This window comes from Actinoplanes sp. TBRC 11911 (assembly GCF_012933445.1).
Lineage (GTDB): Bacteria > Actinomycetota > Actinomycetes > Mycobacteriales > Micromonosporaceae > Actinoplanes.
The window spans coordinates 19,916-40,392 of record NZ_JABBNC010000014.1; the positions used below are offsets into that span (position 1 = coordinate 19,916).

Below are 20,477 nucleotides of genomic sequence, written 5' to 3' on the forward strand. Positions count from 1 at the left end.
CTAAATGTCCGATTCGTTAGGATCGGGCGGCAAGGTCTGCCCTCAATGCCGCCGGACGTTGCCGTTCTCCGAGTTTCACAGCAACGTCCGGCGTTCCGATGGTTTGGCTTTCTACTGCAAGAGTTGCGCGAACGTCCGGTCGGAGCAGAGCCGGCGAAAGCGCGGCGTTCAAGAGCGGCGTCAGTCGACCGAGCCGGTTCCGCCAGGATCGAAATGGTGTCCGGATTGCGACACCATCAAGCCGTTGGCAGAGTTCGCGCAAACCAAGAGCAAGGCCAGCGGCTACCACTCCTACTGCCTTCCGTGTCATAACGCCCGAGGCATCGAGACGAATATCCGCCTCCATGGCAGCAGCCGTGAGTATCACCTTCGGCGGCGCTACGGGATCGGGCAAGCTGAGTTCGACGAGTTGGTGGCCGAGCAAGGGGGCGTCTGCGCGATCTGTGGCGGCCCCGACCCTCAACACGTTGATCACGATCATCGCACTGGCTGGGTGCGCGGGATATTGTGCTTCAACTGCAACGGCGGGCTGGGGCAGTTCCGGGACAGCCCAGAGTTCCTCGCCGGTGCGATCACGTATCTGAAAGGAACCACGTGGCAAAGGACTTTGATCCATCCGGGCGTCTACCGGATATCTTCACCAATGCGGGGACGTCCTCCTTCACGCAGTTCCTGACCCATGCGGCGCCCGAGTTGCTGCCGGGGCGCCGCCCGCTGCCGCCGGGCCTGTCGGCGGGCGGCGTCGCCCCGCACGGGACGACGATCGTGGCGCTCACCACGGCCGAGGGTGTCGTCATGGCCGGCGACCGCCGCGCGACGATGGGCAACCTGATCGCCAGCCGGGACATCGAGAAGGTGTACCCCGCCGACATGTACTCGTTGATCGGCATCGCGGGCACGGCCGGCATCGGCATCGAGCTGATGCGGCTGTTCCAGGTCGAGCTCGAGCACTACGAGAAGATCGAGGGCATCATGCTGTCCCTCGACGGTAAGGCCAACCGCCTCGCCGGCATGGTGCGCGGCAACCTGGGTGCCGCGCTGCAGGGTCTCGCGGTGGTTCCGCTGTTCGCCGGGTACGACCTGGCCCCGTCGGATCCCGCGAAGGTGGGCCGGATCTGGAGCTTCGACGTGGCCGGCGGGCTGTACGAGGAGACGGGTTACGACTCGATCGGCTCGGGTTCGCTGTTCGCCAAGTCGGCGCTGAAGAAGAAGTATCGGCAGGGCATCAGCACGGACGAGGCGGTGCGGCTGGCGGTCGAGGCACTCTACGACGCGGCGGACGACGACACCGCGACCGGCGGGCCGGACATGACCCGCAAGATCTTCCCGGTGGTCATGTCGGCGACGGCCCAGGGCACGCACCGGCTGAGCGAGGACGAGATCACCGCGGTGGCCGAGCAGGTGGTGGCGGGCCGGATGGAGAATCCGGGCGGCTGAGTCCAGCTGTGCTCCAGGGCGACATGACGAGGGACGAGAGGGAGTAGCCACCCGTGGCCATGCAGTTCTACGCATCACCCGAGCAGGTTCAGCGGGACCGCTCGGAGTACGCCCGTAAGGGCATCGCCCGCGGCCGCTCCGCCGTGGTGCTCACCTACGAGGGCGGCATCCTGCTGGTCGCCGAGAACATCACCACGCTCCGCAAGATCAGCGAGATCTACGACAAGATCGGGTTCGCCGCGGTCGGGCGGTACAACGAGTTCGAGAGCCTTCGCCGGGCCGGCATCCGGATGGCCGACGTGAACGGCTACAGCTACGACCGGCGGGACGTCACCGGGCGTGGGCTCGCGAACGCGTTCACCCAGACGCTCGGTGCCATCTTCAGCGAGACCCAGAAGCCGTACGAGGTGGAGATCTGCGTCGCGCAGGTGGGCGCCACCCCGGAGACCGACGAGCTGTACCGGATCACCTACGACGGTTCGGTGATGGACGAGCCGGGCTTCATGGCGATGGGTGGTCAGGCCGAGGCGATCGCGAACGTGCTGCGCGAGCGGCACGACACGGCCGCGGGGCTGTCCGACGCGCTGGCGCTGGCCGCCGAGGCGCTGGGCAGCGTGGGCGGCGAGAACGGCCAGACCCGCAGCCTGGACGCCAAGATGCTCGAGGTGGCCGTGCTGGACCGCCGGCGCAAGGGCCGCGCGTTCCGGCGGATCGCCGGCCCGGCGCTGATCCAGCTCCTCGAGGGCACCAAGGACGTGCCGGAGGAGAAGCTGGGCGACGTCGACTCGGCCCCGCCGCACCCGGGCGAGGACAAGCCGACCGCGTCGGCCGCCGCCGTGGTCGAGGAGCAGCCCACCGACGAGACGCCCGCAGACGAGACGAACGGCGACAACTCGTAAGACCGGTGTGCGCCCTCTCAGTAGTAGAGGAGGGGGCGCCACCAGTCCGGGTTCTGCCGGTACCACCGGACGGTCGCGCTCAGGCCGGTGAGGAACTCGACCTCGGGCTGCCAGCCGAGCTCGCGGCGGATCTTGCCGTCGTCCAGGGCGTAGCGGCCGGCCGGCGGCTCCGGTCCGACGGCGACGCGGTCCCAGCCGGCGCCGAGCTCCTGGAGGATCTCGCCGATCAGGTCCCGGTCGGACAGTTCGACGCTGCCGCCGATGTGGTAGATCTCGCCCGCCCGGCCACGTGACAGGGCCAGCGCCAGCGCGCGGCAGTGGTCGTCGGCGTGCAGCCATTCGCGGACCGCGCCACCGTCGGAGGCCAGCGGCACCGTGCGCCCGTCCAGCAGGTGGATGACGGCCCGGGGGATGGTCGCGGTCAGATGCTGCCGCGGTCCGTAGGTGTCGGCCGCCCTGGTCACCACCACCGGCAGGCCGTGCGTGCGGTGCGACGCGAGGGCCAGCAGGTCACCGCCGGCCTTCGTCGCGGCGTACGGGGTGACGGGTGTGACGCTTGTGGTCTCGTCCCACGCACCGTCGTCGATGGACCCGTACACCCGGCCCCCGGAAACCTGAACAAATCGCCCCACGTCGTGGCGTATCGCGGCGTCGAGCAGCACCTGCGTGCCCAGCGCGTTGGCCCGGGCCAGGATCTCCCCGCCGGCCGCCGGGGTCGCGGCGGCGAAATGGACGATCGCGTCGTGACCGCGCACCGCGGCCCGCACCACCGGCGCGTCGGTGACGTCGCCGGGCATGAAATCCAGGCGATTGTTCTCGGCGACGGCGCCCAGGTTGGCGAACGCGCCCACGTACGACAGGTTGTCGAGGACGGTGACCGTGGCGCCTTGCAGGCCCGGCAGCCGGTCGGCCAGGACGGCCCGCACGAAGTGCGAGCCGAGGAAGCCGGCCCCGCCGGTCACCAAGAGTTTCATCTCTCACGGGAGTCTATCCGCAGGTGAGCGGCGCGCCGGGGGGCCGGTGCGGGGGACTGACGGGGAATGCGCGAGTGGTGGCTGCCAATGGCAGTGCAATCCGGCTAATGTTTCGACATGGAACGGCGAATTTTCGGCCTCGAAACCGAGTACGGAGTCACGTGCACGTACCGGGGGCAGCGGCGGCTGTCGCCGGACGAAGTGGCCCGGTACCTGTTCCGCCGAGTGGTGTCCTGGGGACGCAGCAGCAACGTTTTCCTCCGTAACGGCGCCCGTCTCTACCTCGACGTCGGTTCCCACCCTGAGTACGCGACTCCCGAGTGCGACTCCGTCACCGACCTGGTCGCCCACGACCGGGCCGGCGAGCGCATCCTGGAAGGCCTGCTGGTCGACGCTGAGAAGCGCCTGCATGACGAGGGCATCGCCGGCGAGATCTATCTGTTCAAGAACAACACCGATTCGGCCGGCAACTCCTACGGTTGCCACGAGAACTACCTGGTGTCCCGGCACGGCGAGTTCGGCCGGCTCGCCGACGTGCTGATCCCGTTCCTGGTGACCCGTCAGCTGATCGCCGGTGCCGGCAAGGTGCTGCAGACCCCGCGCGGCGCGGTGTTCTGCCTGTCACAGCGCGCCGAGCACATCTGGGAGGGCGTGTCCAGCGCCACCACCCGGTCCCGCCCGATCATCAACACGCGGGACGAGCCGCACGCCGACGCCGAGCGGTACCGCCGCCTGCACGTCATCGTCGGCGACTCGAACATGAACGAGGTGACCACGCTGCTGAAGGTCGGCAGTGCGGACATCGTGCTCCGGATGATCGAGGCGGGCGTGGTGATGCGCGACCTGACCCTGGAGAACCCGATCCGGGCGATCCGCGAGGTCTCGCACGACGTCACCGGCCGCCGCAAGATCCGCCTGGCCAACAACAAGGAGGTCAGCGCCCTCGAGATCCAGCAGGAGTACTTGGCGAAGGCGACCGAGTTCGTGGAGCGTCGGGGCGGGGACCAGACCGCCAAGCGCGTCGTCGAGCTCTGGGGGCGGGTGCTCAACGCGATCGAGAGCGGCAACCTCGACCCGGTCTCCCGCGAGATCGACTGGGTGTCGAAGTACAAGCTGATCGAGCGCTACCAGGCCAAGCACGAGATCCCGATGAGCCACCCGCGGATCGCGCAGCTCGACCTGGCGTACCACGACGTGCGCCGCGGCCGCGGCCTGTACGCGCTGATGGAGAAGCGCAAGCAGGTCGACCGCATCTCGAACGATCTGGAGATCTTCGAGGCCAAGGAGACGCCGCCGCAGACCACCCGGGCGCGGCTGCGCGGCGAGTTCATCCGGCACGCGCAGGAGAAGCGCCGCGACTTCACCGTCGACTGGGTGCACCTGAAGCTGAACGACCAGGCGCAGCGCACGGTCCTGTGCAAGGACCCGTTCCGCGCCTACGACGAGCGTGTGGAGCGCTTGATCGCGAGCATGTAGCAGTTGAGGCCCCGGCATTGCCGGGGCCTCAGCACGCTCGGCTAGCATTGCCGGTCAATGACGACCGAGAAGCCCGACAGCGCCGCCCCGGCGGAAGATGAGCACCCCGAGTACACGGCGGCCGATGTCCGCTGGGCGCGGGTGCAGCGCAAGCAGGCCCGTATCCGGGCCGAGATCGAGCGCAACCGGGCCGGCGACCACAAGGTGCCCACCTGGGCCCTCGCAGCGCTGCTCGGTCTGGTGATTCTGGCGTGGGTCATCCTGGTGATCGCGTCCTGAGAGTGAGGCCGGCATGGCGGACATCATCGATCCGGACATCAGCGACTATCTGCTCGCCCACAGCACACCCGCCGACGACGTCCTGCGCGACCTGGCGACGGAGACCCGCCGCACGTACGGCGGGATGGCCGGCATGCAGATCTCGCACGACGAGGGCGAGTTCCTGACCATGCTGGTGCGGCTGATCGGCGCCCGGTACGCGGTCGAGGTCGGCGTCTTCACCGGCTACTCGTCCACCTGCATCGCCCGCGGCCTCGGCAAGGACGGCCGGCTGATCGCCTGCGACGTGTCGGAGGAGTACACGTCGATGGCCCGCCGCTACTGGGCGCGCGCCGGCGTGGACGAGCTGATCGACCTGCGGATCGGCCCGGCCGCCGACACGTTGCGGGCGCTGCCGCGCGAGCCGGCCGTCGACTTCGCGTTCATCGACGCGGACAAGACCGGCTATCCGGACTACTACGCCGAGCTGGTGCCGCGGATGCGTCCGGGCGGCCTGATCGCGCTCGACAACGTGCTCCGCGGCGGCAACGTCCTGTCCCCGTCCAGCGACAGCGACCGGGTCGTCGCCGGGCTCAACGACCGCATCGTCGCCGACGACCGGGTCGAGTCGGTCATGCTGCCGCTGCGCGACGGCGTCACCCTCGTGCGCAAGCTGGGCTGACTGCGCAAGCTGGGCTGACTGCGCAAGCTGGGCTGACTGCGCAAGCTGCGCTGACTCACCCCAGCAGCGACACCGCGTGCCGGCCGGCCACCGCGGCGGCCAGGAAGTAGAGATGGTCGCCGTCCAGCCCGCGGCCCATCGTGGACAACGGCACCGGGCTGGCCCGCAACGCCTCGTCCAGGCCGTCCGCCGGGACGCGGACCAGCCGATGCCGCTGCGCCAGCGGCATCAGCGCCTCCTCCAGCGCGGGGTCGAGCTTGTCGGGCACCGGCAGGTCGGCGGTCACCAGGGCCACCTTCCCGTACGCCGTGAGGCTGTGATGTGACACGCCGAGGTGCCGGGCCCGTCCGTCCCCCTCGGAGAGCCGCAGCGATCCGACGGGCCGGCCGCCGAGGGTGGCGATCGCGTTGACCGCCTCGCCCAGCGCGACACCGGAGAAGCCCCAGGTGGTGCCGGTGCCGAGGTTGCCCGGTCCCTGCGCCACGACGGTGACGTCGGCGGCCAGCACGTGCCGCGCGGCGAGCAGCCCGGTGTGCACGGTGCTCGCCTCGAGGTCGCCGCCGAACGCCTGCCCGGTGGTGATCGTGCCGGCCAGATGGTCGCGCAGGCCGTCGAGCGTGCGGGAGAACCAGGCCGGCAGCGCACCGCCGTCGGTCATCACGTACGCCACCCTGGTCTCCGGCCGGTCGGCGCGGATCCCGGCCAGGATCGCCGGCAGCGCCGAGTGCAGGTCGGCGGTGACGACCGGCATGCCGTCCAGCGATTCCGCCGCGGCCATCACCGTACGGTGCGGGGAGGCCTCCTCGTCGACGCCGAGCCGGATCGTCTGCAGCGGGGTGTAGCGGGCCTTGACCAGGTGCCCGGCGTCGCGGCTGGTGCCGTCGTCCGGCGGGTCCGCGGGCAGCCGGTCGGGCAGTGCCACGACCAGCGCGTACCCGCCGGTGCCCAGGCCCATGACCAGCGCGCCGACGTTGAGCAGCACCCGATCGCCCGGCTCCGGCGTGCCGACCAGGTGCGGGTAGGCGAGAGCGCGCACCTTTTCGCCGTCGTCGACGGTCACGTCCAGTTCGGCAGCGCCGTGCCATGTCCGTCTTGTCGCCTGAACCGTCCCGGATCGCCACCGCACCATGGCGCGAACCTTACAAGTCGAGCCCGCCGTCGACGTGGCTGCGCCCGGGCATGCCGCGCGTCGGGTCCAGGAACACGTACCGGATGGCCGGGTATCGGGCCCGCAACCGGCGTTCCGCCTCGTCCGAGGCCGCCTCCACCTCGGCGGCGGAGACGTCGTCGCGGAAGTCGACCTTCGCGGCCACCAGGATGTCGCCCGGGCCGAGCTGCATGGTCATCAGCGTCGGCACGTCCTCGACGATCGGGATGCTGTTCAGGTCTTCCGCGATCTGGTTGTGCATCCGGCGCGGCACCGCGCGGCCGACCAGCAGCGACGCGTTGCTGCGGGCCAGGATGCCGGCCACGAAGAACAGCAGCACGCCGATCGCGATCGATGCCAGGCCGTCGAACATCTCGTCGCCGGTGAGCTGCGAGAGGGCGAGACCGGCGGCGGCCAGGATCAGGCCGATCAGGGCCGCCGAGTCCTCGAAGAAGACCGCCTTGACCGTGGTGTCCGGGGTGAGCCGCAGGAACCGGAACGGGGAGATGCCCCAGCGCGCCGACTCGCCGGCCACCTGACGCTTGGCGCGCAGGAACGAGGTGCCCTCGGCCAGGAACGAGACCCCGAGCACGATGTACGACCAGAGGTAGTCCCCGGTGTGCTCGCCGTCGATGATCGTGGTGACGCCGTGGTAGATCGAGAACCCGGCACCGCCGATGAAGGTGAACAGCGCCGCGATGAAGGCCCAGACGTAACCTTCCTTGCCGTATCCGAACGGGTGGTCCTCGTCGGCCGGGCGGCTGCCCCGGCGCAGAGCCACGAACAGGAAGATCTCGGTCACCGTGTCGGCCAGCGAGTGCGCCGCCTCGGACAGCATCGCGGCCGACCCGGAGAGCACGCCGGCGAACAGCTTGGCGGCGGCGATGACGAGGTTCGCGACGCCGGCGATGATGACCGTGCCGACGCTTTCGTTCTGCGGTTCTTCGGACTGGTCGGAAGTTTCCGGCAAAGGGAGCGGCTCGGCGGCCGCGAGACCGACGCGTGCCTGGTCGTCGGGGGTCTCGGGTGGTGTCACCTGATCGATTCTTCCCCTAGCCGGTTACGAATAACCACACGGGCCTTCCGCGTGCGTCACAGAGTCGTCCAGGCTGTTAACGTTGCCTCTCGTGTCGCGGACCCGCACCGAGCGTTTGGTCAACCTGGTCATCTGCCTACTGTCCACGCGACGGTTTCTCACCGCCGCGCAGATCGCCGCGACCGTCCCCGGCTACGAGCATGACCCCGAGGACCCGAAGGACCACGAGGCGTTCCAGCGCAAGTTCGAGCGTGACAAGGCGGAGCTGCGCGAGCTGGGTGTCCCGCTGGAGACCGGTACCGCGAGCGTGTTCGATCAGGAACCGGGGTACCGCATCGCCCACCGCGAGTACGCCCTGCCGGACATCATCCTGGAACCCGACGAGGCCGCCGCCGTGGGCATCGCGGCGCGGCTCTGGCAGCACGCCGGGCTCGCCGCCGCCGCCTCGTCCGGGCTGGCCAAGCTGCGGGCGGCCGGCGTCGAGGTGGACCCGCAGGCGACCCTCGGGGTGGAGCCGGTGGTCACCGTCGACCCGGCGTTCGGCCCGCTGACGACCGCGGCGCGTGACCGTCGTGCGGTGACGTTCAGCTACCGGGTGCCCGAGGTGGACGACCCGATGACCCGCCGGCTCGAACCGTGGGGCGTGGTGTGCTGGCGCGGCCGGTGGTATGTGGTGGGCCACGACCGCGACCGCGACGCCACCCGGTGCTTCCGGTTGTCCCGCATCGTCGGCAACGTGCGGGCGGCCGGCCGGCCCGGCGCGTTCACCCCGCCCGAGAACGCCGACCTCATCAGCCACGTGGTCGGCTGGGACTCGTCGGTGCCGCACACCGGGCGCGCCACCGTGACGGTGCGTCCCGGCCGCGCGGCGGGTCTGCGGCGCTGGGCCGTGGAGGCGCTGCCCGGCCCGGACGGCGACCGGCTCACGGTGCCGTACTCGGACGCCGAGCGCCTCGCCTCGACGCTGGCCGGGTACGGGCCGGACGTCCGCGTCGACGGCCCGCCCGAGGTGCGCGAGGCGGTCATCCAGCAGCTCAAAGAGGTCGTGGCGAGGCACGAGGGAGTCCCGGCATGACCGACTGCACGCGCAGGGCCAGGAGGGCATGCCCAGGAGGCTCAGCATGACACCATCCGTGGATCGTCTGGGGCGGCTGCTCAACCTCGTGCCGTACCTGCTGACCCGGCCGGGCATCCTCATCTCCGAGGTGGCCGCCGAGTTCCATGTCACCGAGAAGCAGCTGAACGAGGATCTCGAACTGCTCTGGGTGTGTGGGCTGCCCGGCTACGGTCCGGGCGACCTGATCGACATGGCGATCGACGGCGACCGGGTGACGATCAGCCACGACGCCGGCATCGACCGCCCGCTGCGGCTCACCCAGGACGAGGCGCTCGCCCTGGTGGTGGCGTTGCGGATGCTCGCCGAGACGCCCGGCACCGGCACCCGGGACGCGATCGAGCGGGCGCTCGCGAAGATCGAGCACGCGGCCGGCGACCTGGCCGGCACTCCGGTCGAGGTGCGGCTGCCGGCCAACGCGGAACGGCTGGACCGGCTGCGGGCCGCGGTGGAGAGCGGGCACGCGCTGGCGATGACGTATTACACGGCGGCGCGCGACGAGACCACCGAACGGATCGTCGACCCGATGCGGGTTCTGATGGTGGGCGGACGGGCGTACCTGGAAGCGTGGTGCCGCCGGGCCGAGGCGACCCGGCTGTTCCGCGCCGACCGCATCGACGCGTTCACCGAGCTGGACGAGCCGTCGGCGCCGCCGCGCGAGGCGGTGCCGCACGACGTCAGCGCCGGCGTGTTCCGGCCCACCGCCGACCTGCCGCTGGTCACGCTGCGGGTGGGGCGGCACAGCCGGTGGATCACCGAGTACTACCCGGTGGAGGAGATCCGCCGGGACGGCCACGAGTGGATCGTGACGATGCGGGTCACCGACCTGGGCTGGGCGCAGCGACTGCTGCTCGGCATGGGCCGCGACGTCACCGTGCTCGGCCCGCCGGAGCTGCTGGCCCGCATCCGTGACCAGGCCACGGCCGCGCTCGACCAATACAGCGCCCCGGCCCGGTAGGGTGTCGCCGTGCTAGTGCTCTGGATCTGGATCGCCGTCGTCGTGGTCGCGGTGGTCATCATGGGAGTCGTGGCGGCCCGGCTGCTCGGCCGGCTGGGCGGGCTGGCCCGCGCGGCCGCCAAGCTCCAGCACCGCCGGGACGAGGCGATGGCCCTGCAAGCGGTCGCCGAGGAGCTGCAGCGGACCGTCGCAAACCTGGAGGAAAGGGTCGGCGAGCTGAGCCGCAACCGCAAGTAATCTTTACAGCGCGGTTTCGTGGCCGGTAGCGTGATCTGTTCCTTCCTTGTTGTCCCAGACTTCGCCGGAATGGCGCGAAAACCGCAACGGTCCGACGGGCTACTTCATCGGAATTGACACGTACGATGGAGCCCGCACACCCTGATCCGATCGACTGGAGTTCTCCATGGGCGCCCTCAAGCCATGGCACATCGCAATCTTCGTTGTCGTCCTCGTGCTGCTGTTCGGCGCGAAGCGGCTGCCGGACGCCGCCCGGTCGCTCGGCCGCTCGCTGCGGATCATCAAGGCGGAGACGAAGGGCCTGGTCGACGACAACAACGACGTCGCTGAGAAGGCCGAACCGCAGTACGGCCGCCAGCCGCTGCAGGGTGACGTGCAGCAGCCCGGCCAGCCGCAGGGCTACCAGCAGGCGCCGCCGCCGCAGGGCTACCAGCAGCCGCAGCCCCAGCAGCAGCCGCCGTTCGTCGATCCCGTGCAGCGCACGAACGACCGCTGACCCGGCACCATGGCTCTGACCCTGCGCCGCCGGGGGCCGACGAAGTTCCAGCAGGCGGCCGATGGCTCGATGACGCTCATCGAGCACATCCGGGACTTGCGTAACCGCCTGTTCTGGGCGTCGCTGGGTATCGTCGCCGGCCTGATCGTCGGTTTCATCATCAGCAAGTGGGTCTTCCACCAGCTCGAACAGCCATATTGCTCGCTCGACACGTCGTGGCAGCTCAACCCGAAGACCGGCCAGCTCGAATGCCGGTTCCTCGTGCTAGGCGTCGGCGACCAGCTCATCCTGCGCCTGAAGATCGCTCTGTGGGTGGGCCTCATCGTGGGCGCCCCGGTGTGGATGTACAACTTGTGGGCGTTCATCGCGCCCGGCCTGCACAAGCACGAGCGCAAGTGGGCGTACGTCTTCGTGGCGATCGCCGCCCCGCTGTTCGTCGCCGGCGCGATCCTCGCGTTCCTCGTCGTGAAGCACAGCCTGGCGTTCATCATGGACGCCGGCGTCATCGGCGGCACGACACAGTTGGAGGTCACGAAATACACATCGTTCGTGACCAGCATGATCCTGCTCTTCGGGGTGGCGTTCGAGTTCCCGTTGATCTTGCTGATGCTCAACTTCACCGGTGTGGTCTCCGCGCGGCGGCTGGTCAGCTGGTGGCGGATCGTCATCTTCCTGTCGTTCGCGTTCGCCGCGATCGCCACGCCCGATCCGGGCCCGTTCGGCATGACTCTGCTGGCGGCCTGCATGACCATCCTGTATTTCGCCGCGGTGGGCGTGGCCGCCATCAACGACAAACGCAAGGGCCGCGGCAAGGAGATCTACGCGGACCTCGACGACGACACCATCTCGCCGCTCGAGGACGACCGGGTCCCGGTCGGCGCCTCCGACCCGATCGACGGTCCGACGCCGATCGACGCGCCCGAACCGGTGGCGAAACCCCGCCCGTTGGAGGGTCGTTTCGACGACATGACGTAGTACCCTCCCGCCGTGAAAAGCGACGAGATCGCGGTGCTGGCCAACCCGAGAGCGGGGCGCGGCCGGCACCGCGATCTGGTTTCCGGGGTGGTGCGACGGCTCGGGGCGGCCGGTCATCCGGTTCGGACCCTGACGGCGGCCAGTAGTGAAGAGGCCGAAGAGGCGTGTCAGGCGGCCGTGGCCGGTGGTGCGGCCGCGGTCGTCGCGATCGGTGGGGACGGGACGGTCCATCGTGTCCTGCAGGCCGTCGCGGGGACGACGGTGCCGCTGGGAGTCGTGCCGGCGGGTACCGGCAACGACTTCGCGGCGGGCACCGGCGTACGGGGAAACCTGTTTGAGGCCGCGGAGGCGATCGGCGCGGCCCTGCGTGACGGGAGTGACCACCGCATCGATCTGGCTCGCATTGAGCGAGCGGGGCAGTCCGACCGGTGGTTCGGGGCGGTGCTGGCGGCGGGGATCGACGCGCTGGTCAACGAGCGGGCGAACCGGATGCGCTGGCCGCGTGGGCCCCGGCGGTACGACCTGGCGATCGCGCTGGAGCTCGTGCGGCCGCGGCCCCGGGTCTACGAGCTGGTGCTCGACGACGCCGATCACGGATTCGAGGGGACGCTGGTGGCGGTCGGGAACTGCGCCAGCTACGGGGGCGGGATGCGGATCCTGCCGGACGCCGACCCGGCCGACGGGTTGCTCGACGTGGTGATCGCGGAGCCGTTGGGGCGGGCCGCGCTGGTGCGCCTGAAACCGCGGATGCGTCGTGGGACGCATGTGCGTGACCCGCGGGTGACGGTCTTCCGGGCGAGGCGAGTGCGGCTGCGGTCCGAGGGCGTCGTCGGGTACGCGGACGGGGAGCGTGTCGGGCCGCTGGCCTTCGAGATCTCGTGTGTGCCGGGTGCGGTTCGGTTGCTGCGGTGAGTTCGCGGTCAGATTCCGTGGGGGCGGCCGAACGGGTAGGCATGTCGCTCTCGCTCGGTTCGTTCGCGTCCACCGCCGTTTCGACGTTCAAGGGGCTGGCCGTCGCGGCCGCCGGCACCGAGGCGCGGTCCGCCGGGGACGCCGCCGCGCAGGCGCGGTCTGCCGGGGACGCCACGCAGGCGCGGCCCGCCGGCGGGGACGCCGCGTCGGTCGCCGTGGATGCTGCCGCTTCGGCGCCCGTCGTTGCGGCGCCGGTCGCGACCTCCGCCGAGCAACGCGAGCCGAAGGCCGCCATCGGTCGCCGGCAGGGCGCGAAGCTCGACGCCTACGCCTGATTCCCGCTTACCGCCCGCCTGAGCGACATTTCCGAAATTTCGGAAATGTCCGGCGGGCCCCATCAGCCGTCGGCCGGCCCTCAAGCGGTGCAGTCGGCTCTCAGGCGGAGCAGCCGGCCAGCGCCAGCGTGGCGCCCAGGCCGTTCGGACGGCCCGGCTCGGCCGCCGGCAGCACCAGCGCCGCACAACCCGCCTGGACCGCGCCCGCGTCCGCCGGGGAGTCCCCGACCATCAGCGTGCGCTCCGGGTCGGCCCCCAGCATCCCGCAGGCGCGCAGGAAGATCGCCGGGTCCGGCTTCGTGCGGCCGACCTCGTAGCTCAGCGCGAACGCGTCGACCAGGCCGTCCAGCCCCCACGCGGCGAAGTGCGGCCGGATGTCGAAACCGATGTTGCTGACGACCGCGACCTTGACACCCGCTTCGTGCAGCGTACGCAGGGTGGCCTCGGTATCCGCGTACGGAAGCCAGCCGTCGGGGTCGAGCAGCCGATCGTAGAGCGCGTCCGCCAGGCCGTCGACATCCGTGGCGACCGTCGCGGCGAGTCCCGTGTAGGCGGCGCGGTGGCTCTCGGCGTACAGGTCACGGCTGGACCAATGATCGGCCAGATGCGGCGGCACCCGATGGGGCAGCGGGCCGCCCGCGCGCCCGGCCGTGACCAGGCGGTCGGCCAGCACCGTCGCACGTGCCTTGTCGATCTCGCGACCCCGAGCGAGCGCGGCCCTCTGGACCCAGCGAACCGAGTCCTCGACCTGCGCGAGCGTGCCGTGGAAGTCGAAGAGCACTGCATCCACGGGTGTTTGGGTCCTTTCCGCGGCTTCCGGCACGTGCTGCACCATACCGACCGGTCCCAGGCGATCGCGGACCGACTGCCGGTGCTGCAACTTGTCGTACCGACGAACTAGCCTTGTGTTCATGACGAGTCCCGCCGAACGGTATGCGGAATCGAAGCGGCGGGCGGCCCGGCAGGCCGAGTTTCCGGCGCTCGACGACTTCATGCTCGACATCGGCTTCGATCTGGACGATTTCCAGCGGTCGGCCTGCGAGAGCCTGGAGCGTGGCAGCGGCGTGCTCGTGTGCGCGCCCACCGGCGCCGGCAAGACGGTGGTGGGCGAGTTCGCGGTGCACCTGGCGTTGCGCGCGGGCCAGCGCAAATGCTTCTACACCACGCCGATCAAGGCGCTGTCCAACCAGAAGTACCACGACCTGGTGCAACGCTACGGCGCCGACAAGGTCGGCCTGCTGACCGGCGACAACGCGATCAACGGGGACGCCCCGGTGGTGGTGATGACCACCGAGGTCCTGCGCAACATGCTGTATGCGGGGTCCGCCAGCCTCAACGGCCTGGCGTACGTGGTGATGGACGAGGTGCACTACCTCGCCGACCGGTTCCGCGGCGCGGTCTGGGAAGAGGTGATCATCCACCTTCCGGCGTCCGTGACCCTGGTCTCACTGTCCGCGACGGTCAGCAATTACGAGGAGTTCGCCGACTGGCTGGTCACCGTGCGCGGCGAGACCGAGGTGGTGGTCAGCGAGCACCGTCCGGTCCCGCTCTGGCAGCACATGCTGGTCGGCCGGCGCATGCACGATCTGTTCCACGACGCCGACGCCGCCAAGAAACACGACGTGCACCCCGAGCTGCTGCGCTACACGCGCGAGATGATGCGCCGGCTCGATCTCACCGAGCGGGCCGGTCCCGGCGGTTATCGCGGCGGCCGTGGCCGGCGCTGGCAGCCGCCGCCCCGGTACGAGGTGGTCGACCGGCTGGAACGCGCCGACCTGCTGCCCGCGATCCTGTTCATTTTCAGTCGTGCCGGCTGCGACGCCGCCGTGCAGCAGTGCCTGGCCGCCGGGCTGCGGCTCACCAACGCCGACGAGCGCGCGGAGATCCGGCGCATCGCCGAGGCCAAGGTCGCCTCGATCCCGCGGGAGGATCTGTCCGTCCTCGGCTATTGGGAGTGGCTCGACGGGCTCGAGCGTGGCGTCGCCGCGCACCACGCCGGCATGCTGCCCGCCTTCAAGGAGGCGGTCGAGGAGTGCTTCGTGCAGGGCCTGGTCAAGGCGGTGTTCGCCACCGAGACCCTGGCGCTGGGCATCAACATGCCGGCCCGCTGCGTCGTGCTGGAACGCCTGGTGAAGTTCAACGGCGAGGCGCACGTCGACCTGACGCCGGGGGAGTACACCCAGCTCACCGGCCGGGCCGGGCGCCGGGGCATCGACGTCGAGGGCCACGCGGTGGTGCTGTGGAGCCCCGAGGTCGACCCGCGGCACGTCGCCGGTCTGGCGTCCACGCGGACTTATCCGTTGCGGTCGTCGTTCCGCCCGTCGTACAACATGGCCGTCAATCTTGTCGGCACGGTCGGCGCGGACCAGGCGCGCGACCTGCTGGAGTCGTCGTTCGCGCAGTTCCAGGCCGACCGCTCGGTGGTGGGGCTGGCCCGGCAGGTGCAGCGCAATGTGGACACCATGCAGGCGTACGCCGAGGACGCGGCCTGCCACCACGGCGACTTCGACGAGTATTTCGCGATCCGGGTCGCCATCGCCGACCGGGAGCGCGCGATGGCCCGCCAGGGTGCGTCGCAGCGGCGGAACGCGGCGGTGCAGTCGCTGGAGAAACTGCGCATCGGCGACGTCATCCGGGTGCCGCAGGGCCGCCGGTCCGGGCTGGCCGTGGTGCTCGAGGCACCGAGCGGCGGGTTCGGTGAGCCGCGGCCGCTGGTGCTCACCCAGGATCGCTGGGCGGGCCGGGTCAGCGCCGCCGACTTCTCCGGCGAGGTCGAGGTGCTGGACCGCATCCGTGTCCCGAAGCACTTCAACCACCGTTCGCCCGCCGCCCGCCGCGACCTCGCCGCCCAGGTCAGCGCGACCGGTCTGGACCGCCACGACGCCAAGAGCCGCCGGGGTCGGCGGGGCAACCCGGGCGAGGACGCGGAGATCGCGCTGCTCAAGGTGCAGCTCCGGCAGCATCCGTGCCACGCCTGCCCGGACCGTGAGGAGCACGCCCGCTGGGCCGAGCGCCGGCACCGCCTGCAGCGCGACACGGATGCGCTGCGCGACAAGGTGGCCGGGCGGACGGGTTCGCTGGCCCGCACGTTCGACCAGGTCTGCGCGGTGCTGACCGAGCGCGGCTACCTGTCCGCCGACGGCGAGGTCACCGAGGCGGGCCGCATGCTGGGCCGCATCTGGTCCGAGGCGGATCTGCTGGTCGCCGAGTGCCTGCGCCAGGGCGTGTGGGAGGGTCTGGACCCGGCCGAGCTGGCGGCCGCGGTGTCGATGATGCTGTACGAGTCGCGCCGCGAGGGCGACGACCGCGCCTCGGTGCCGAAGGGCCCGATCACCGACGCCGTCGACGCCGGCACCAAGCTGTGGGCCGAGATCGCGGGCGACGAGGCCGAGCACGGCCTGTCGCTGACCCGCGAGCCGGACCAGGGTTTCGTGTGGCCGATGTACCGCTGGTCCCGCGGCGAGCCGCTGGCGAAGGTGCTGGCGAGCGGCCACAACTACGACGCCGACATGCCCGCCGGTGACTTCGTGCGGTGGGCGCGGCAGGTGCTGGACCTGCTGGGCCAGATCAAGGACGCGGCGTCGGCGTCGGCCGGAGTGCGGGAGACGGCGCGCAAGGCGATCAACGAGGTCAACCGGGGGGTGCTGGCCTACCAGGCCGGGATGTAGTCACGGCGTACGCCCGCTGCCCGAAAACTGACCGTGGCTGTCGATTCCGGGGTGTCCCCGTTCGTGTAGGGGTAGACAACGAACGAGGAGGACACCATGAAGCAGTACCTGCTCAGCATCTACCAGCCCGACGGCGACCCGCCGCCGCCCGAGATCCTCGACCCGATCATGCAGGGCCTGGCCACGCTGAACGACGAGATGCGCGCGTCCGGCACCTGGGTCTTTCACGCGGGCCTGCACCCCGGCTCCACGGCCACCGTCGTCCGCGCGGGCGGGCTGCTCACCGACGGCCCGTTCACCGAGGGCAAGGAACATCTCGGCGGCTTCACCGTGATCAACGCGGAGGACCTGGACGAGGCGCTGACCTGGGCCGGACGCATGGCCGACATCGTCGCCCCGCTCCCGATCGAGGTTCGCCCGCTGGCGTGAGGAGGCTCGTCGTGGTGGACCGTCGTGGGGTCGAGGGGGTCTTCCGGCGCGAGTACGGGCGGGCCGTCGCGGTGCTCATCCGCTACTTCGGCGACATCGACCTCGCGGAGGAAGCCGTTCAGGAGGCTTTCGCGGCGGCCCTGGTGGACTGGGCGGCGCACGGGGTGCCGCCCAGTCCGGCCGGGTGGATCATCACGGCGGCACGGAACCGGGCGGTCGACCGGGTCCGCCGCGAAGCGGTGCGCGGCGGTAAGGAGGCGGAGGCGGTGCGGCTCATGGACACCTCACCACGTGCGGACGAACTGCGGCTGATCTTCATCTGCTGCCACCCCGCGCTGGGGCTTCCGGCGCGGGTCGCGCTCACGCTCCGGCTGCTCGGCGGGCTCGGCACTGCGGAGATCGCGCGGGCGTTCCTGGTGCCGGAGTCCACCATGGCGCAGCGTCTCGTGCGTGCCAAGGGGAAGATCCGGGATGCGGGCATTCCCTACCGGATACCGCGCGACGAGGAACTGCCGGACCGGCTGCCCGGGGTCCTGGCGGTGCTCTACCTGATTTTCAACGAGGGGTACGCGGCGAGCGGCGGCGACACCCTCACCCGCGACGACCTGGCGGCCGAGGCGATCCGGCTGGCGCGGCGGCTCGTCGCTCTGATGCCGGACGAACCCGAGGCGCGCGGGCTGCTCGCGCTCATGCTGCTCATCCACGCGCGACGCCCGGCCCGGGTGGGTGCCGACGGGCGGCTGATCCGGCTCGCCGACCAGGACCGCGGCCGGTGGAACGCGGGGCTTGTGTCGGAGGGGCGCGAACTCGTCCGGCAGTGCCTGCGGCGGGGGCGGCCCGGCCCCTACCAGATCCAGGCGGCGATCAACGCCGTGCACAGCGACGCCGAGACCGATTGGCGACAGATCCTTTCCCTGTACGACCAATTGACCGTCCACGCCGGAGGGTCCGTGGTCGCGCTGCACCGGGCGGTCGCCGTCGCCGAGGTGCACGGTCCGGCCGTCGCGCTGGAGATCGTGGACGGGCTCGACGGGCTGGACGGGCACTACATGCGGGATGCCGTCCGGGCGGATCTGCTGCGGCGCCTGGGCCGGCGGCGGGAGGCGGCCGAGGCGTACCGGGAGGCTCGGGAGTTGACGTCGAACGCCGCCGAGAAGCGGTTTCTCGCGGAGAGCCTGGAGTCGGTGACCGGGCCGCCCGAGGTGGCCGAAGGCAGCACCGGGCCGCCCGAGGTGGCCGACGGCAGCGCCGGGCCGCCCGGGGTGGCCGAAGGCAGCGCCGCGCCGCCCGAGGTGGCCGACGGTGGCCGGGCTAGCCAGTGAGAGCCTGGCTTATGTGGCTGAGGCTCTCGGCCATTCTGCGTCTCAGCGTGAGTCGCTGTACTGAGAGGCATGAATAACACGACGCTTCTCATCGGCGGTACCGGCAAGACCGGGCGCCGGGTCGCGGAACGACTGACTGCACAAGGGATCGATGTCCGAATCGGATCACGACGGGGTGAGCCGCGCTTCGACTGGGACGACGAGGGGACGTGGGCGCCGGCGCTGGACGGGGTGCGCGCGGCGTACATCACCTTTTATCCGGACTTAGCGCTCCCGGGCGCCGCCGAGAAAGTCGGCAGAATCGCGCAACTGGCTGCTGGTATGGGCGTACGGCATCTGGTCCTGTTGTCGGGGCGCGGTGAAGAGGTCGCGCAGGCGGCGGAGCGCGCGATGCAGGAGGCCGGCACCGCCTGGACCGTGGTGACGTGCGCCTGGTTCAGCCAGAATTTCAGCGAGGACTTCCTGCTGGACGCGGTGCTCGCCGGCGAGATCGTGATCCCGGCCGGGGCCATGGTGGAGCCGTTCGTCGACGTGGACGACATCGCCGACGTGGTGGCCGCGGCCCTCACCGACCCGCGTCATCACGGCAAACGGTACGAGCTGACCGGACCGCGCGCGCTCAGCTTCGACGACGTCGCGGCCGAGCTGAGCCACGCCACCGGACGGACGATCACGTACCGGCCGGTGAGCGGCACCGAGTACGCCCAGATCCTGCGCGAGCACGGCCTGCCGGTGGAGCTCGGCGACGTGTTCACGACCGTGCTCGACGGCCGCAACGCCCAGCCGGCGGACGGCGTGCGCGAGGCGCTGGGCCGGCCCGCCTAGGATTTCGCGGACTATGCAAGGGACGCCGCGGCCACCAGCGTGTGGAAAGTCTGAGGTCTTGCCGGCCGGGTCTCTCCGGGCCTGGCCGGCTGGTGTGGAAAGTCTGAGGTGGTGCCGGCCTGGTCTCTCCATGCCTGGCTGGCTGGTCTGGAAAGTCTGGGGCATGGCCGGCCGATGGGCAAAGTCCGGCCGCCCGGCCTGTGGAAAACCTGGGGCGAGGCCGCCGCTGTGGAAAACGCCGGCTCGGGCCGCCGGTCTGGAAAGCTTGACGGATGGATGCGCTGACAGGGCTGCTGGACGGGCCGCGTGCTCGCGGGGCCTTTCTGCTCCGGTCGATCCTGGATCCGCCGTGGTCGCTGCGGATCCGGGACCGGTCGCCGCTGTCGCTGATCACGCTCGTCCGGGGGGATGCCTGGATCATCAAGGACGACGCGCCCGCGACGCGCATCGCGCCGGGGGACGTCGCGGTCGTGAACGGCACCGAGGCGTACACGATCGCGGACCGCCCGCAGACGCCGCCGCAGATCGTCATTCACCCGGGTCAGCGATGCGAGTCGGTGGACGGCACCGAGATGACCTTCACCGATCTGGGCGTGCGCACGTGGGGCGCGGGGCCGGACGGCGCGACCGAGATGCTCAGCGGCACCTATCAGATGCACAGCGAGGTCAGCCGCCGCCTGCTGGACGCGCTGCCCGGCCTGCTGATCCGTCCGGCCGGGGCGGGCGATCAAGCGCTGATCGACCTCCTCGTCCGCGAGATGGCCGCGACCGGGCCCGCCCAGGAGCTGGTGCTGGACCGCATCCTCGACCTGCTCCTGGTCTCGGTGCTGCGCGCGTGGTTGGCCGGTGCGGACGACGGCGCCCCGGGCTGGCACAGGGCCCAGGCCGACCCGATCGTGGGTGCCGCCTTGCGGTCCATGCACGAGGATCCCGCGTACGGGTGGACGGTCGCCGAGCTCGCCGCTCGCGTGGGAGTCTCCCGGGCTTCGCTCGCCCGCCGGTTCACCGAGATGGTCGGCGAGCCACCCATGGCGTACCTGGGAAGCTGGCGCATCACGCTGGCCGCCGATCTGTTGCGGCAGGAGGACGCGACGATCGCCGCGGTGGCGCGGCGCGTGGGGTACGGCAGTGCGTTCGCGCTGAGTGCGGCGTTCAAACGCGAGCGTGGCGTGAGCCCGCAGGACTATCGCCGAAGACCGGCGGAAAGCGTTGTGCCGCAACGATATCGCGGAGACGTGCTGTGGCTGACCGTGGCCGCGCACGGATGATGGCGGCACCCCCACGCGGCCACGGTGTC

At 70.7% G+C, this 20,477-nt stretch carries 22 protein-coding genes; 18 read left to right on the plus strand and 4 right to left on the minus strand.

Annotated elements, in window-relative coordinates; all coding sequences use genetic code 11:
- The first annotated feature begins 4 nt into the window (after nucleotides 1-4).
- The 3 genes from HH310_RS20225 to prcA are packed head-to-tail and all read left to right on the plus strand — an operon-like array spanning nucleotide 5 to nucleotide 2,336.
- Nucleotides 5-676: an endonuclease VII domain-containing protein gene (locus HH310_RS20225; protein WP_169177155.1), complete on the plus strand. Its 672-nt coding sequence runs from the start codon at nucleotides 5-7 to the stop codon at nucleotides 674-676.
- The gene (gene prcB, locus HH310_RS20230) at nucleotides 595-1,437 is read left to right on the plus strand and encodes a proteasome subunit beta (RefSeq protein WP_169177156.1); all 843 of its coding nucleotides are present in this window, start codon (nucleotides 595-597) and stop codon (nucleotides 1,435-1,437) included. Before HH310_RS20225 ends, prcB begins: the two co-directional genes overlap by 82 nt.
- 53 nt (nucleotides 1,438-1,490) lie before the next feature.
- A complete protein-coding gene (prcA, locus tag HH310_RS20235; RefSeq protein ID WP_169177157.1) occupies nucleotides 1,491-2,336 on the plus strand; it encodes a proteasome subunit alpha in 846 nt (281 codons plus the stop codon).
- Between the two features lie 17 nt (nucleotides 2,337-2,353).
- On the opposite strand, the gene HH310_RS20240 is transcribed toward prcA, so the two are convergent.
- Nucleotides 2,354-3,310, minus strand: coding sequence for a dTDP-glucose 4,6-dehydratase (locus tag HH310_RS20240; protein ID WP_169177158.1), 957 nt, complete (start codon nucleotides 3,308-3,310; stop codon nucleotides 2,354-2,356).
- A gap of 117 nt (nucleotides 3,311-3,427) precedes the next feature.
- On the opposite strand from HH310_RS20240, the gene pafA reads away from it, so the two are divergent.
- The 3 genes from pafA to HH310_RS20255 are packed head-to-tail and all read left to right on the plus strand — an operon-like array spanning nucleotide 3,428 to nucleotide 5,726.
- Nucleotides 3,428-4,786 carry a Pup--protein ligase gene (pafA, locus tag HH310_RS20245; protein ID WP_169177159.1) on the plus strand — a complete coding sequence of 453 codons (1,359 nt, stop codon included), beginning with the start codon at nucleotides 3,428-3,430 and terminating at the stop codon, nucleotides 4,784-4,786.
- Between the two features lie 57 nt (nucleotides 4,787-4,843).
- Nucleotides 4,844-5,065 carry a hypothetical protein gene (locus HH310_RS20250; RefSeq protein ID WP_169177140.1) on the plus strand — a complete coding sequence of 74 codons (222 nt, stop codon included), beginning with the start codon at nucleotides 4,844-4,846 and terminating at the stop codon, nucleotides 5,063-5,065.
- Nucleotides 5,066-5,078: 13 nt separating this feature from the next.
- Complete coding sequence (locus HH310_RS20255; RefSeq protein WP_169177160.1) at nucleotides 5,079-5,726, plus strand: O-methyltransferase; 648 nt, start codon at nucleotides 5,079-5,081, stop codon at nucleotides 5,724-5,726.
- 55 nt (nucleotides 5,727-5,781) lie between these two features.
- Here HH310_RS20255 and HH310_RS20260 read toward each other — a convergent pair whose 3' ends face one another.
- Both HH310_RS20260 and HH310_RS20265 read right to left on the minus strand, forming a co-directional pair.
- Nucleotides 5,782-6,855: a DUF3866 family protein gene (locus tag HH310_RS20260; protein ID WP_169177161.1), complete on the minus strand. Its 1,074-nt coding sequence runs from the start codon at nucleotides 6,853-6,855 to the stop codon at nucleotides 5,782-5,784.
- Nucleotides 6,856-6,865: 10 nt separating this feature from the next.
- A complete protein-coding gene (locus HH310_RS20265; RefSeq protein ID WP_169177304.1) occupies nucleotides 6,866-7,843 on the minus strand; it encodes a cation diffusion facilitator family transporter in 978 nt (325 codons plus the stop codon).
- Between the two features lie 157 nt (nucleotides 7,844-8,000).
- On the opposite strand from HH310_RS20265, the gene HH310_RS20270 reads away from it, so the two are divergent.
- From HH310_RS20270 to HH310_RS20300, 7 genes are all read left to right on the plus strand, one after another.
- A complete protein-coding gene (locus tag HH310_RS20270) occupies nucleotides 8,001-8,984 on the plus strand; it encodes a YafY family protein (protein ID WP_169177162.1) in 984 nt (327 codons plus the stop codon).
- A 46-nt stretch (nucleotides 8,985-9,030) separates the two neighbouring features.
- Complete coding sequence (locus tag HH310_RS20275) at nucleotides 9,031-9,981, plus strand: YafY family protein (RefSeq protein WP_211192399.1); 951 nt, start codon at nucleotides 9,031-9,033, stop codon at nucleotides 9,979-9,981.
- Between the two features lie 9 nt (nucleotides 9,982-9,990).
- Complete coding sequence (locus tag HH310_RS20280; RefSeq protein ID WP_169177164.1) at nucleotides 9,991-10,218, plus strand: hypothetical protein; 228 nt, start codon at nucleotides 9,991-9,993, stop codon at nucleotides 10,216-10,218.
- A gap of 166 nt (nucleotides 10,219-10,384) precedes the next feature.
- Nucleotides 10,385-10,714, plus strand: a complete 330-nt coding sequence (tatA, locus tag HH310_RS20285; protein WP_169177165.1) for a Sec-independent protein translocase subunit TatA — start codon at nucleotides 10,385-10,387, stop codon at nucleotides 10,712-10,714.
- Nucleotides 10,715-10,723: 9 nt separating this feature from the next.
- Entirely contained in the window at nucleotides 10,724-11,689 is a 966-nt protein-coding gene (gene tatC / locus HH310_RS20290; RefSeq protein WP_169177166.1) for a twin-arginine translocase subunit TatC, read from the plus strand.
- Between the two features lie 12 nt (nucleotides 11,690-11,701).
- Complete coding sequence (locus HH310_RS20295) at nucleotides 11,702-12,601, plus strand: diacylglycerol kinase family protein (protein WP_169177167.1); 900 nt, start codon at nucleotides 11,702-11,704, stop codon at nucleotides 12,599-12,601.
- Nucleotides 12,602-12,642: 41 nt separating this feature from the next.
- Complete coding sequence (locus tag HH310_RS20300) at nucleotides 12,643-12,936, plus strand: hypothetical protein (protein WP_169177168.1); 294 nt, start codon at nucleotides 12,643-12,645, stop codon at nucleotides 12,934-12,936.
- 100 nt (nucleotides 12,937-13,036) lie between these two features.
- On the opposite strand, the gene HH310_RS20305 is transcribed toward HH310_RS20300, so the two are convergent.
- Nucleotides 13,037-13,771 carry an HAD family hydrolase gene (locus HH310_RS20305; RefSeq protein WP_169177305.1) on the minus strand — a complete coding sequence of 245 codons (735 nt, stop codon included), beginning with the start codon at nucleotides 13,769-13,771 and terminating at the stop codon, nucleotides 13,037-13,039.
- Nucleotides 13,772-13,847: 76 nt separating this feature from the next.
- Between HH310_RS20305 and HH310_RS20310 the strand changes: the two genes are divergently transcribed.
- The 5 genes from HH310_RS20310 (at nucleotide 13,848) to HH310_RS20330 (ending at nucleotide 20,448) form a co-directional block, all read left to right on the plus strand.
- Nucleotides 13,848-16,604: an RNA helicase gene (locus HH310_RS20310; RefSeq protein ID WP_169177169.1), complete on the plus strand. Its 2,757-nt coding sequence runs from the start codon at nucleotides 13,848-13,850 to the stop codon at nucleotides 16,602-16,604.
- A gap of 96 nt (nucleotides 16,605-16,700) precedes the next feature.
- Complete coding sequence (locus tag HH310_RS20315) at nucleotides 16,701-17,033, plus strand: YciI family protein (RefSeq protein WP_169177170.1); 333 nt, start codon at nucleotides 16,701-16,703, stop codon at nucleotides 17,031-17,033.
- A gap of 11 nt (nucleotides 17,034-17,044) precedes the next feature.
- Complete coding sequence (locus HH310_RS20320) at nucleotides 17,045-18,355, plus strand: DUF6596 domain-containing protein (RefSeq protein ID WP_312034225.1); 1,311 nt, start codon at nucleotides 17,045-17,047, stop codon at nucleotides 18,353-18,355.
- 69 nt (nucleotides 18,356-18,424) lie between these two features.
- A complete protein-coding gene (locus tag HH310_RS20325; RefSeq protein ID WP_169177171.1) occupies nucleotides 18,425-19,180 on the plus strand; it encodes an NmrA family NAD(P)-binding protein in 756 nt (251 codons plus the stop codon).
- A 272-nt stretch (nucleotides 19,181-19,452) separates the two neighbouring features.
- Nucleotides 19,453-20,448, plus strand: coding sequence for an AraC family transcriptional regulator (locus HH310_RS20330; protein WP_169177172.1), 996 nt, complete (start codon nucleotides 19,453-19,455; stop codon nucleotides 20,446-20,448).
- The last annotated feature ends 29 nt before the right edge of the window (nucleotides 20,449-20,477 follow it).